We start from the raw sequence: 12,102 nt of genomic DNA, 5'->3' as shown, positions 1-12,102 counted from the left end.
GTAATCTCCCACACATGACCCTCAACTTGTCCGTAGACGAAGTTCTCACCACTACCCGCTCGGTCCGCAAACGCCTAGACCTCAAGCAGGCGGTTCCGCGCGCCGTGTTGATGGAGTGCCTTGAGCTCGCGTTGCAGGCACCCACTGGCTCCAACGCGCAGGGCTGGCAGTGGGTATTCGTCGAGGACGCCGAAAAGCGGAAGGCGATCGCGGACATCTACCTCGCCAACGCCCGCAGCTATCTCAGCTTGCCCCCACCTGAATACCCCGAGGGCGACACCCGAGGCGAGCGGATGGGCCGAGTCCGCGATTCCGCGACTTATCTTGCCGAACACATGCACGAGGTGCCGGTCCTGATGATTCCCTGCCTGCAGGGCCGGATCGAGGAGGCGCCGCTGTCCAGTTCGTCGTTTTGGGCGTCGCTGTTCCCGGCAGTGTGGAGTTTCTGCCTGGCGTTGCGCTCCCGGGGGCTGGGGTCGTGCTGGACGACGCTGCATCTGCTTGGTGAGGGTGAGCGGCAGGCCGCTGAGGTACTCGGCATTCCCTACGACCAGTACAGCCAGGGTGGGCTATTTCCGATCGCCTATACCCAAGGCACAGACTTCCGGCCGGCTAAGCGCTTGCCCGCTGACCGCCTCACGCACTGGGACAACTGGTGACTAAACCGCCCCGGGGTAACCGTGCTGGCGCCAGGCTTCATAAGCGGCGACCGCCGCCGCGTTGGCCAGGTTCAGTGAGCGTCGGCCCGCAAGCATCGGAATATGGACCTGCTGGGTAATGTGTGTGTCAGCCAGGGTCGCTGTATCGAGCCCGGTCGGCTCTGGACCGAACATCAATATGTCGCCTGCTCGGTAGCTTATGTCGCTGAATAGCGTGGTTGCCCGGGCGGTGAACGCGAACACTCGCGCGGGTGACAGGATCTCCCACGCGTGTCCGAGTGAGGCATGGACGGTCACCGATGCCAGGTCGTGGTAATCCAGCCCGGCTCGTCGGAGTTTGGGTTCAGACAGGTCAAAGCCGAGGGGCTCGACCAGATGCAGTTCGCAACCAGTGGCTGCAGCGGTGCGGATGGCGTTGCCGGTGTTGGGGGCGATGCGCGGAGAGTAGAACAGCAGCCGAAACATCTGCTGATCATGACAAAGCTGTGGTTTGCTGATGTGCCAGGCTCACTCACTTGCGCCGGGGCCAGCTATTGCGTTTGCTATCTGGTCAGTAACAATTGTGGTGACCTCGGCTCTGCGCACCGTTGAGCCTGTCATACTCGTCGGATTGCCACGCGTCTCCGTTCGCGCGCATCCTGTCGGGCGGAATAAAGCAGGAAGTTTCATGAGCCCTTCGTTTCTCGGAGCGCCACCTATCGGGCGCGCGGCCGGTAGCACGGCCGCAATCACGTGACCATGTTCACCCGCCCGGCCTCCCCGGCCGCGGCGGCCTCGCCCGGCGTCCCAGCTGAACCCGCCACCGCGCCGGAGCCCGGAAAACATCCGCAACGCCCGCCGGCGTGGTCTCTGCGCAATTGGTCAGTTGGGTGGAAAATCTTTGTTATAGGGCTGGTGCCGCTGGTACTCGCGACGGTTTTCGGTGGCCTACGTGTCGAAGGCGCACTGGCCCACTCCGGCGGTTTGCGGTTGACCGCCGCCCGGGCCGCTCTGATACCGCCGATCACCAAATACATGTCGGCGCTGGACGTTGCGTTGCTGGCGAGTTCCACCGGACGCGAAGCCGAGGGAGCGAAGAAGAACTTTGAGGCACGCAAGTACGAGCTGCAGACCCGACTTGCCGACACTGACGTGATTCCCGACGTCCGATCCGGTGTAAGCACGCTGCTGAACGGTGGCCAAGCGCTCATGGACAAGGTGCTGGCCAACAGCATTGGTTTGCGCGACCGGGTTGCCGCCTACGCGCCGATCCTGTTGACCGCAGAGGATGCGATCAACGCATCGGTGCGGGCCGACAGCGAGCGGATCCGCGCTCAGGTTCAGGGTTTGAGCCGTGCGGTGGGTGCGCGCGGGCAGATGACCCTGCAGCAGATTCTGGTGACCCGTGGTGGCGACCTTCCCAAGCCGCAATTGCGCACCTCGATGATCACCCTGGCCGGCACCGAACCGTACACCTTGTTCGGGATAAGCGAGGTGCTCGGAGTCGGCTCGCCAGATTCCAAGACGCTGCAGAAGCAAATGGTCACCCGGATGGAGATCATCTCAGATCCGGACAGTGTCTTGGCCAATAACCCGGAGCTGCTTGAGTCCATACAGGTCACTCAGCGGATTGCTGAAAAAGTAATCAAGGACGTCACCGAATCGGTGCCAAAGGTGTTGCAAAGCCAGGCCACTGCGCGGCGGGACGCCGCGACCCGTGACGCCGTACTGGTGGTGGCGGCCATCCTGATTGCACTGGGCATCGTGTTGTTGGCGGCGCGTGCGCTGGTCGGGCCGCTGCGGGTGCTACGCGATGGCGCACTCAAGGTCGCCCATACTGACCTCGAAGAGGGGATTGCCCAGGTCCGTGCAGGCGCTGAGCCGGTACCTGAACCACTGGCGGTGTATACCACCGAAGAAATAGGCCAGGTCGCGCACGCGGTCGACGAGTTACACACTCGGGCCTTGCTGCTGGCCGGCGATGAGGCGCGGTTGCGGCTGCTGGTGAACGACATGTTCGAAACGATGTCGCGGCGCAGCCGTGCCCTGGTAGACCAGCAGCTCTCACTCATCGATGGGCTGGAACGCAATGAGGAGGACCCTGACCGACTCGAGACCCTATTCCGGCTGGACCACCTTGCCGCCCGTCTTCGCCGCAACAGCGCCAACCTGCTGGTGCTAGCGGGCGCGCAGATATCGCGAGACCAACGCGAGTCGGTGGCACTGTCAACGGCGGTCAACGCTGCCGTGTCAGAGGTTGAGGACTATCGGCGTGTCACGATCACGCGGTTGCCGCAATGCGCGGTAATCAGTGCGGCAGTTGGCGGTGTCATCCATCTGCTCGCTGAGTTGATCGACAACGCCCTGCGTTACTCACCGCCGACCGCACCGGTCCGTGTTTCCGCTGCACGGGGTACCGGTGGGAGTGTTCTGCTGCGGGTCGCTGATGCCGGTTTAGGCATGACGGATGCTGATCGGCGCATTGCCAATATGCGGTTGCAGACCGGTGGTGAGGTTACCCCCGACAATGCCCGGCACATGGGCCTGTTCGTGGTCGGACGGTTGGCCGGCCGGCACGGCATCAGGGTGGGGCTGCGTGGTCCGGCGGCTGGAAAGGCCAGCACTGGTACAACTGCCGAGGTCTATCTGCCGCTGGCGGTACTTGTCGATGACGTCGTACCGGGATCAACTGCTGCGCCGCCATCGCCGCGGCCAGCGCTTGTCGATGACGTCGTACCCGGATCAGTCGCAACGCCGCGGGTACCTGCGGCGGCGCCCCCCGGCGCCAAACTCGACCCGTCGGAGAGTTCGCCGGAAGTTGCCGCTGGGGATGACTCGGACCACGGTGCTGATAGCGAATCCGGGGGGCCGGGCCAGCCGATCACGGTGTTGCCGCGTCGCAGTCCAGGATCGAGCGGTATCAGTGATGTTCCTGTCCAACCGAGTGAGCCTGCGCAGCGGCCATCGCGGCGCGAGCTTCCGACGCCGTGGTGGGAAAACGGCGTTGCCGAGGAGTCAGAGCAGGCCCAGCCCCCCACACCGGCGCACGCTCCGGTCGAGGATGTCCGGCAAGGCCCACAACAGACAGCGGCCCAGACGGCATCGGATACCTCGGCGTTTTTTGCTTCGCGACCCCAGGATTCCCCTGATCGTCGGAGTAACCGACCGGTCAGGTCGGCCACGCCGCAAGCCTGGTCACCGCGTCGCGCCGAAGATGACGTGATTTATCAACGGATGCTCTCAGAGTCGCCCGACGATCCGCGCGAATTGGCCCACAGCGCCGACCTGAACTGGCAGTCGGTGTGGGATCATGGCTGGTCGGCGGCCGCAGCTGCCGAAGACAGACAGGTCGATGCCCGAACGGACCAGGGCCTGCCGGTACGCACGCCAGGAGCCCGGTTGGTGCCCGGAGCCGCTAACCCCAACCAGCCGAATCAGGGTCGCGGCGCGGTTGCCAATGGCGGATTTTTCTCCGCGGCGCAACCACGGCACGCGGCTAGGCCCGACCCGGAAGCGGTTCGCACTTCGATGAAAAGCCATTTCGACGGCGTGCGGACTGGACGGTTGCACCGCCACGACACCAGGCTCGAAACCAACGAAAGGCCTGATCAGGAATGAACGCTGGCTGGTCGGGCAGTCCACTGGACTGGTTGGTATCGAAGTTTGCCCGCGAGGTTCCTGGGGTGGCGCATGCATTGCTGGTATCCGCAGACGGGCTGCCCGTCGCGGCCAGCGCTCACCTGCCGCGCGAACGCGCCGATCAACTGGCGGCCGTGGCTTCTGGGCTGTCTAGCCTGGCTAGTGGTGCTGCGCAGCTATTCGAAGGTGGTGATGTGCTGCAGTCGGTGGTCGAGATGCAGAACGGCTTTCTGTTGTTGATGCGCGTTGGTGATGGTTCCCACCTGGCGACGTTGGCCGTACCGTCGTGCGATATCGGCCAGGTCGGTTATGAAATGGCCCTTCTTGTCGAACGGGTGGGCGGCGTCGTGGAGTCCGCCCGTCGCTCCGAGCCTGGCTTAGCGCAGCCCTGAGCCGACATGGACGGACCCGTGCCTGCACCAAACCCGTTCGGGGCTGTACATCATGCGCGCTTGGTCCGCCCGTACACCCTGACGGCTGGACGGACCGGCACCAACGTCGACCTTCCGCTGGAAGCACCAGTGCAGACGTTGCCGGCAGGGCCGGTGTACCGGGGGGCGCCCGACGATGCGCGCGGCAGGATCATCCGGCTGTGCGGCCAGAGCTCATCTAGCCCTTCTGTGGCGGAAATCTCAGCACGGTTGGATTTGCCCTTGGGTGTCACGCGCGTCTTGGTCGGCGATCTGGTCATGTCCGGCTACGTTCGGGTGCACAGGACTTTGACCGACCGTTCGACTCGCGATGAGCGCCACGAACTCATAGGAAGGACTTTGCGTGGCCTTAAAGCACTCTGAGGTGCACTCTGTTACTCATGACACCGCTTCGACGAAGATTGTCGTGGCGGGTGGCTTTGGCGTCGGCAAGACCACCTTCGTAGGCGCGGTTTCGGAGATCATGCCGCTTCGTACCGAGGCGATGGTTACCGATGCATCGGCCGGCGTCGACATGGTCGAGGCCACTCCAGACAAGCGGACCACCACGGTCGCAATGGACTTCGGTCGTATAACTCTCGCCGAGGACTTGGTGCTCTATCTGTTCGGTACGCCGGGCCAGCGGCGGTTCTGGTTCATGTGGGACGACTTGGTGCGTGGAGCTATAGGTGCGATCGTCCTGGTCGACTGCCGGCGCTTGCAGGATAGCTTTGCCGCAGTTGACTTCTTCGAGCACCGCAAGATGCCTTTCGTGGTTGCAGTCAACGAGTTCGACGGCGCGCCGAGGTACCCGTTTGGCGAGGTGCGCGAAGCGCTGACGCTGCCTGCGCATATTCCGTTGATCGGTGTCGATGCTCGGAACAACAAGTCGGCCACGAATGCGTTGATCGCCGTAACCGAATACGCGCTGGCCAGCCTGGCCCCAACATCTCCAGTGGGCAGCTAGCCGCATTGCAGAATTGGACTGATTGTGAAATCACCGGCCGGGATTTTCGTGACGAGGATTTCAGTCGGTTGCGTACCGAGCGCGCCATGTTCAGCGAATGTGATTTCGGCGGCGCCAACCTAGCCGAGTCGGAACACCGTGGTTCGGCGTTTCGTAACTGCAAGTTTGAGCGAACAATATTGTGGCATAGCAGCTTTCATCAGTGCAGTATGTTGGGCTCGGTATTCGTGCACTGCGGGATGCGTCCCTGTGTGTTCGACGAGGTGGATTTCACTTTGGCGGTGCTCGGCGGCAACGACTTACGCGGTATTGATTTGAGTGGTTGTCGGCTCAGGGAGGCTAGCCTGGTCGAGACCGACCTTCGCAAATGCATCCTGCGCGGTGCTGACCTCAGTGGCGCGCGGACTACCGGTGCTCGGCTCGACGACGCCGATTTGCGCGGCGCGACGCTGGACCCCGCGTTGTGGCGAACTGCGTCTCTGGTCGGTGCTCGCGTCGACGTCGGACAGGGCCTTGCGTTCGCGCTGGCGCACGGACTTCGCCTGGACGCTGCAACGAGTTAGCCAGGTCGGGGGCTGATCCGCAGCCGTCGTCACACGATGCCGAGGTGGAACGCCGAACTCCGATTCGCTGAACCGAACATCTCGCGGCGATAGTGGTGAGCAGCTCGAAGCTGCCAACGAAGGCCGAGTGCGTGTTTCTACGGGTGTGCTGGGCCGGCGTGTGGAAAACGCCCAGGTGGCCTCGTCGAACTGCTAGGTCGCCGCGCTGTGCGGTGCCGTTGTCAACGGAATGCATCGCTGCCCGTGAATGCCTGGCCAAGAATGAGCTGATGCATTTCGGGTGTGCCCTCGTACGTCAGTACCGATTCTAAGTTGACCATATGCCGGATGACCGGGAACTCCAACGATATGCCGTTGCCGCCCAGTATCGTTCGAGCGGTTCTGCATATCTTGATCGCCTCGCGGGTGTTGTTGAGTTTGCCGAAGCTGACCTGCTCGGGGCGTAGACCCACACTGTCTTTGAGGCGACCCAGATGCAAAGACAATAATTGTCCCTTGTGCAGCTCGACTGCCATGTCGACGAGTTTTTGCTGGGTCAATTGGAATCCGGCGATCGGCCGGCCGAACTGGGTGCGTTGTTTGGCGTAGTCCAACGCGGCTTGCCAGGCCGAACGTGCCGCTCCCATGCATCCCCAGATGATCCCGTACCGCGCCTCGGATAGACACGATAGTGGAGCTTTGAGCCCGTTCGTCTCGGGCAGCATCGCGGCGTCGGGTAGCCGTACGTCTTCGAGTACCAACTCACTGGTGATTGATGCTCGCAGAGATAACTTGTGATGGATGGTGTTGGCGGTGAATCCACAGGTATCGGTGGGTACGACGAAGCCGCGGATCCCGTCTTCGGTGCTGGCCCACACAATCGCAACGTCGGCGACGGAGCCGTTGGTGATCCACATCTTTCGACCATTGATCACCCAATCCGAACCGGACCGTCGTGCGTGGGTCTTCATCGAGGCGGGGTCAGATCCAGCGTCAGGCTCGGTCAGCCCGAAACAACCCAGCAGCTCACCTGCGGCCATGCGGGGGAGCCACTGCTGTTTTTGCTCCTCTGATCCAAACTTCCATATGGCGAACATCGCGAGCGAGCCCTGCACCGAGACCATTGATCGGATGCCAGAGTCGGCGGCCTCTAGCTCCGTACAGGCCAGGCCGTAGTGGACCGCAGAAGCGCCGCCGCATCCGTAGCCCTGTAGGTGCATTCCCAGCAGCCCAAGATCCCCGAACTGCTTAGCGAGCTCCCGGACGCCGGGCAGCTCGCCGGCTTCGAACCAGTCTGCGACGTAGGGGACGATCCGTTCGGCGCATAGCTTTCTCACCATGTCGCGCACAGCGATCTCGTCACTCGACAACGATGCGTCTAGGCGGAGTGGGTCGTAGGGGTCGAACGGCGGTGTGGTCATGATTGCCTCTCTGTCACGTTGACTGGTGGTTGGGGTGCCTGTTGCTTTTACTCTTGGGTAGACATTGGTTGCCGTGGAATGGCCGCTGCCATGGGGTTGTCGGGTTGCTCGGCGTGCTGACTAAGTTCGGCAAGAATTTCGGCCGTGTGTTCGCCGGTGTGTGGACAGTGCCGCCGCACCGCGGCAGGGGTCAGCGAGTAGCGCACCGGAGACGCGATCACTTGGTAGGTTCCCTCGGTGGGGTGCTCGGCTACTGAAATAAGACCGCAGTTGCGCGCGTAGTCGCTGTCGACGACCTCGCCGAGGGTTCGCACGGGTGCGACCGCGATGTCGTGTTCGGCGCATTCACGCTGCAGTTGTGTCAACGGCAAGTGAAAACTGATCAGGTTTCGGCAATCGAAAATTGACCAGCTTGGTTTCATTGGTCCTCGGCTGTGGTGGTGTGGCCGAGGTCTCGGTCTTTGATGCGGTAGCTGTCTCCTTTGAGGGCGATGACTTCGGCGTGATGGACGAGTCGGTCGATCATGGCGGCGGCGACTACGTCGTCGCCGAACACTTCGCCCCACCGCCCGAAGGGCTTATTCGAGGTGACGATGAGACTGGCCCGTTCGTAACGCGACGACACGAGTTGGAAGAACAGATTGGCGGCTTCGGGTTCAAACGGGATGTAGCCGACTTCATCGACAACCAGCAGGGGGTAGCGGGCCAGCCGCGCCAATTCGGCTTGCAGGGTGCTGTTGTGATGGGCGCGAGCAAGACGATCAACCCATTGCGAAGCGGTCGCGAACGCAACGCGGTGACCTGCTTGACAAGCGCGCATCGCAATCCCGATCGCCAGGTGGGTCTTGCCGGTCCCTGGTGGGCCGAGGAACACCACGTTGTCTTTAGCGGTGACGAAGTCCAGGGTGCCCAGATGGGCGATGATGTCGCGTTTGAGACCGCGGGCATGATCGAAGTCGAACTCTTCCAACGATTTACGTGATGGGAAGCGGGCAGCGCGGATGCGCCCTTCGCCGCCGTGAGATTCCCGAGCCGACACCTCACGCTGCAGACACGCCGCGAGGAATTCTTCATAGCTCCACGCTTCGGTTCGGGCGCGCTCAGCGAGACGTTCGATGGCCTCACGCAGCGTCGGGGCTTTCAACACCCGGGTCAGATACGCCAGCTCGGCGGTGACATCACGGCTGCTGGTCGCGGTCTTGGCAGCCATCACGCCACCGGCCCGTCAAGGCCCAACAAGGCGTCGTAATCAGCGAGACGGCGTTGTTCGACCTCCACGTGATGCGGTGGACCAACAACCTCGAGCCGTTTGCGCCGCAGCAGTTTCGCGGCCTGGACATGTTCGGGATCGCTGATCGTTTGATGTTTGGCCCAGATCCGGTCGTGGTCGGCGACCAGCGTGCCGTCACACCAGACCCGCACCCGGTTTAGATCTGCGATGATCTCGATACGGCGGCCGATCGCGGCCGGATGCACCGAGTAATCGTTGCTGTCGAGGCGCACGTAATGATCGCGAGGCAACCGCGTTGAGCGTCGCCATCCGATGCTGGGCCCAACCGGCGGCAATGCCAGCATCGCTGCGGTATCGGCGGCGATGCGATCTGCTGGCCGGCATCCCAGCACCCGATGCTGGCGGTGGTTGGCCCCCACCAGCCAGGCCTGCAACTGGATGTTGAAATCGGCTGGGGAGCCAAACACCCGCCCCGGCAAAAACGCCCGCTCCAAATAGTCATGGAACCGTTCAACCAGACCCTTGGCCTCAGGATCAGCGGGTTTACAGATCCCTACCGTGGTGGCCAAGGTCCCGCGGAAAGCCTGACATGCCGGGGTCAACTCTGGTCGGCGTGCCCGCCACCGCCCGACCGCGCCCTCACCATCCCACACCAACACCCGTGGAACCGCACCCAACGTCGAAAGATGCTGCCACCAACCGGCATACAAGTCTTCGGCAGCGCGTGTCGGAATCAACAGCGCCGAAGCCCACCGTGAATACCCACACACCATGGTCAACACCGGTAACGTCGCCGCCCTACGAACCTGGCCATACCCCACCGGCACCACAACATCGGGAAACCAGAAGTCACACTGCCCGACCTCACCGGCCACATACGTCGTCCGTGACACCGGATCCGGCGCCAAATACAGTGGCCGTAACTCACGCACCCGCCCACTCAGTGTGCGGATCGAATACGACCAACCGATCCGCTCAGCAATCACCGTCGCCGGCATCCGCGGATAGGCCGCCAACAACTCCCGAATCCGCGGCTCGGCCTCATCAGCAACAGAACCCCTCACCGCACGCCGATACTTCGGCGGCCCATCAGAAGCCAACGCCGACTTCACCGTATTCCGCGAAATACCCATCACCCGCGCAATCTCGGCAATCGGCAACTGCTCCGACCGGCGCAACCGGCGAATCTCAGCCCAATCCTCCACGTTCAACACCTGCCTCCTCCTTGACACATAGCCAAGGCACTCTAGGAAGCTGGTCAATTTTCAATTGCCGCCCACTGGTCAGTATTCAGTTGCCGCCGACACAGTTGGGCGCTGGTAAAGGCTGGGGTCAGCTCTTCAATCAAGCTGTACAGCTCATCGCTGTGTTCGCCGCGTGCTGCCCGAGTGGCGAACCGCGGGTCGTCGGCAAGTTGCGGCTGGCCCAGGACTGCAAAGAAATCGCGCCAGTTTCGGTCACCGTAGGGCAGCACGCACACAGGTTCATCGCTGGTCGGGAAAGCCTTGTGGAAGCCGCTGAGTGCGCGTGAATAGCCGAATGGGGCCGTGGGCGGTTCGAATACAGCCCCGCCCACATGTTCAACAAGGTTGAAAGACAACATGGTGTCCAGCATGGGCACTTCGATGTGCTGTCCTTGCCCTTCTCGGGCGCGGTGATACAGCGCGGCCAGGATTGCCTGCGCCAGAACCAGCCCGCATACCTTGTCGGCCACGAGCGTTGGCAGCAGGTACGGTGTGCCTGTCTTCTGTTGATTCAGCCAGACCAACCCGGATTCGGCTTGGATCACGTCGTCGTAGGCGGCTCGATTCTCCTGCCCGCTACCAACGCGGAAACCATGAGCGGTCGCGTACACAAGACTCGGATGGGCAGCAAGCACCTCGTCGGGCGTGAGGCCGAGGCGACCAAGAGCGCCGGGCCTGAGGTTGGTCAGCAGTACGTCGGCGGTGCTCAGCAGTTGGTCCAGCCTGGCCGCTCCATCTGCAGATTTCAGATCCAACACGATGCTGCGTTTGTTGCGGTTGAGGTTGAGCGCGAGCCAACCCATGTCCTCGCTGCGGCAGGGTCGGTAGCCCCTGCTCACGTCTCCAGCGGTCGTCTCGACCTTGATCACGTCTGCGCCCAAATCGCCCAGAATCCGTCCGGCTAGCGGACCCATCACCACACTGGCCAGTTCGATCACTCGCACGTCTGCGAGTGGCCCAGGCGATGCCGCCTCGGACGGGTGGCCGCTCATAGTATCTCCGTTCTTATATAAGGATCTCTGTGTCTTATTTAAGTCATAATGCTATGGATATTGGCGGATTGCCAACGAGATCTAGATCACGCCAGTGGTGGGAGAACTGGATATATAGCATGTTTTATCAGGGAAAATGCGGAAGATGTGCCCGCGGCACCCTGGTGGAGCAAGGCTCAGATCACATTTTGTTGTTCGTATATAGGATATAAGTATCCCTATGCAAGCTTCGGCCGCGTCCGCTAAAGAGCACCGCACGGTGTCGCGAGTCATCACGATCCTTGAGCGGGTGGCAGCCGCTCGAACCGGTATGCGGCTGGCCGAGTTGGTTGTTTTGCTCGGTGCCCCGCGTTCGTCGGTGCACGCATTGGTTAAGGGATTAGTCGCCACTGGGTATCTGCGAGAGCGCGACGGTACCTATACCCTCGGTCCCGCCGTTGGTGCGTTGCTGACGTCGGCACCGCCGACGCTGGATCTCGCCGCCCGTGCGGCCATGGAAACACTCCACCGGCGATTCAACGAGACCGTGATGCTTGCTTCCCCAGTCGGTGACTCCGTGGTGTATACCGAGGCGATCGAATCGAGCCACCTCATTAGATTTTCGGCTCCGTTGCAGGTTCGGCGACCGCTGTATCCCACCAGCGCGGGCAAGTGCGTTCTTGCCTTCGCGCCAGCCCGGATGCGGGAGAGCTACTTGACGACTCATTTTCTCGATCGCGATCAACGAGAAAAGATTCGTCAAGAACTCACGAAGATCGCTGTCTCCGGTGTTGGGGTCAACCGGGGGGAAACGGAGCCCGACGACTCCGGCGTCGCTTCTCCGGTTCTGATCGGAGATCAGGTGGAAGCAGTGTTGTGCGTTTCCGGGCCGACCGCCCGCATCGTGGAAAGACTCGACGAAATCGCTGTCGCCACGAAAGATGCGGCTCAAGACATCTCCGAGCGTATGCGCGCACAGAGCGATCAGGTGCGACCGCGCTGATACCGACACCGCCCTCGGCTCCATACCGGCGCCACG

The 12,102-nt window shown here is 62.2% G+C and carries 13 protein-coding genes; 7 read left to right on the top strand and 6 right to left on the bottom strand.

Annotation, left to right across the window (positions count from 1 at the left end; all coding sequences use genetic code 11):
* Positions 1–14 precede the first annotated feature (14 nt).
* On the top strand, positions 15–659 hold the full coding sequence (locus ACO07W_RS06705) for a nitroreductase family protein (protein WP_421841818.1): 645 nt from the start codon (positions 15–17) through the stop codon (positions 657–659).
* On the opposite strand, the gene ACO07W_RS06700 is transcribed toward ACO07W_RS06705, so the two are convergent.
* On the bottom strand, positions 660–1,124 hold the full coding sequence (locus tag ACO07W_RS06700) for a tRNA (cytidine(34)-2'-O)-methyltransferase (protein WP_421841816.1): 465 nt from the start codon (positions 1,122–1,124) through the stop codon (positions 660–662). It lies immediately after the preceding gene.
* Between the two features lie 267 nt (positions 1,125–1,391).
* Between ACO07W_RS06700 and ACO07W_RS06695 the strand changes: the two genes are divergently transcribed.
* Genes ACO07W_RS06695 through ACO07W_RS06675 form a run of 5 tightly spaced genes read left to right on the top strand, consistent with a single transcriptional unit; the run spans position 1,392 to position 6,217 of the window.
* Positions 1,392–4,256: an ATP-binding protein gene (locus ACO07W_RS06695; protein ID WP_421841814.1), complete on the top strand. Its 2,865-nt coding sequence runs from the start codon at positions 1,392–1,394 to the stop codon at positions 4,254–4,256.
* Positions 4,253–4,669 (top strand): serine protease inhibitor, encoded by a 417-nt coding sequence (locus tag ACO07W_RS06690; RefSeq protein WP_421841812.1) that lies wholly within the window; start codon positions 4,253–4,255, stop codon positions 4,667–4,669. Before ACO07W_RS06695 ends, ACO07W_RS06690 begins: the two co-directional genes overlap by 4 nt.
* A 6-nt stretch (positions 4,670–4,675) precedes the next feature.
* Complete coding sequence (locus tag ACO07W_RS06685) at positions 4,676–5,071, top strand: DUF742 domain-containing protein (RefSeq protein ID WP_421841810.1); 396 nt, start codon at positions 4,676–4,678, stop codon at positions 5,069–5,071.
* Positions 5,052–5,654, top strand: coding sequence for a GTP-binding protein (locus tag ACO07W_RS06680; protein ID WP_421841808.1), 603 nt, complete (start codon positions 5,052–5,054; stop codon positions 5,652–5,654). Before ACO07W_RS06685 ends, ACO07W_RS06680 begins: the two co-directional genes overlap by 20 nt.
* 5 nt (positions 5,655–5,659) lie before the next feature.
* The gene (locus ACO07W_RS06675) at positions 5,660–6,217 is read left to right on the top strand and encodes a pentapeptide repeat-containing protein (protein ID WP_421841806.1); all 558 of its coding nucleotides are present in this window, start codon (positions 5,660–5,662) and stop codon (positions 6,215–6,217) included.
* A 221-nt stretch (positions 6,218–6,438) separates the two neighbouring features.
* On the opposite strand, the gene ACO07W_RS06670 is transcribed toward ACO07W_RS06675, so the two are convergent.
* The 5 genes from ACO07W_RS06670 to ACO07W_RS06650 are packed head-to-tail and all read right to left on the bottom strand — an operon-like array spanning position 6,439 to position 11,084.
* Positions 6,439–7,617 (bottom strand): acyl-CoA dehydrogenase family protein, encoded by a 1,179-nt coding sequence (locus ACO07W_RS06670; protein ID WP_421841804.1) that lies wholly within the window; start codon positions 7,615–7,617, stop codon positions 6,439–6,441.
* 47 nt (positions 7,618–7,664) lie between these two features.
* Positions 7,665–7,988, bottom strand: coding sequence for a CoA transferase (locus ACO07W_RS06665; RefSeq protein ID WP_421841802.1), 324 nt, complete (start codon positions 7,986–7,988; stop codon positions 7,665–7,667).
* Positions 7,989–8,035: 47 nt separating this feature from the next.
* Positions 8,036–8,827, bottom strand: a complete 792-nt coding sequence (istB, locus tag ACO07W_RS06660; protein WP_421839995.1) for an IS21-like element helper ATPase IstB — start codon at positions 8,825–8,827, stop codon at positions 8,036–8,038.
* Positions 8,827–10,062 carry an IS21 family transposase gene (istA, locus tag ACO07W_RS06655; RefSeq protein ID WP_421839994.1) on the bottom strand — a complete coding sequence of 412 codons (1,236 nt, stop codon included), beginning with the start codon at positions 10,060–10,062 and terminating at the stop codon, positions 8,827–8,829. The genes istB and istA overlap by 1 nt, the downstream gene beginning before the upstream one ends.
* A gap of 44 nt (positions 10,063–10,106) precedes the next feature.
* Entirely contained in the window at positions 10,107–11,084 is a 978-nt protein-coding gene (locus ACO07W_RS06650) for a CaiB/BaiF CoA transferase family protein (protein ID WP_421841800.1), read from the bottom strand.
* A gap of 220 nt (positions 11,085–11,304) precedes the next feature.
* On the opposite strand from ACO07W_RS06650, the gene ACO07W_RS06645 reads away from it, so the two are divergent.
* Entirely contained in the window at positions 11,305–12,066 is a 762-nt protein-coding gene (locus ACO07W_RS06645) for an IclR family transcriptional regulator (RefSeq protein ID WP_421841798.1), read from the top strand.
* Positions 12,067–12,102 lie beyond the last annotated feature (36 nt).

The sequence above is a fragment of the Mycobacterium sp. genome, assembly GCF_965230835.1.
In the GTDB taxonomy this organism is placed as follows: Bacteria; Actinomycetota; Actinomycetes; order Mycobacteriales; family Mycobacteriaceae; genus Mycobacterium.
Note: the sequence above shows the minus strand (reverse complement) of the source record. Positions and strands in the feature narration are given on the sequence as shown.

What these genes read in the sequence shown, in the direction of transcription:
- ACO07W_RS06705 (WP_421841818.1), top strand. Translation starts at nt 15, where the DNA reads ATGACCCTCAACTTGTCCGTAGACGAAGTTCTCACCACTACCCGCTCG.
- ACO07W_RS06700 (WP_421841816.1), bottom strand. Translation starts at nt 1,124, where the DNA reads ATGTTTCGGCTGCTGTTCTACTCTCCGCGCATCGCCCCCAACACCGGC.
- ACO07W_RS06690 (WP_421841812.1), top strand. Translation starts at nt 4,253, where the DNA reads ATGAACGCTGGCTGGTCGGGCAGTCCACTGGACTGGTTGGTATCGAAG.
- ACO07W_RS06685 (WP_421841810.1), top strand. Translation starts at nt 4,676, where the DNA reads ATGGACGGACCCGTGCCTGCACCAAACCCGTTCGGGGCTGTACATCAT.
- ACO07W_RS06670 (WP_421841804.1), bottom strand. Translation starts at nt 7,617, where the DNA reads ATGACCACACCGCCGTTCGACCCCTACGACCCACTCCGCCTAGACGCA.
- istB (WP_421839995.1), bottom strand. Translation starts at nt 8,827, where the DNA reads ATGGCTGCCAAGACCGCGACCAGCAGCCGTGATGTCACCGCCGAGCTG.
- ACO07W_RS06650 (WP_421841800.1), bottom strand. Translation starts at nt 11,084, where the DNA reads ATGAGCGGCCACCCGTCCGAGGCGGCATCGCCTGGGCCACTCGCAGAC.
- ACO07W_RS06645 (WP_421841798.1), top strand. Translation starts at nt 11,305, where the DNA reads ATGCAAGCTTCGGCCGCGTCCGCTAAAGAGCACCGCACGGTGTCGCGA.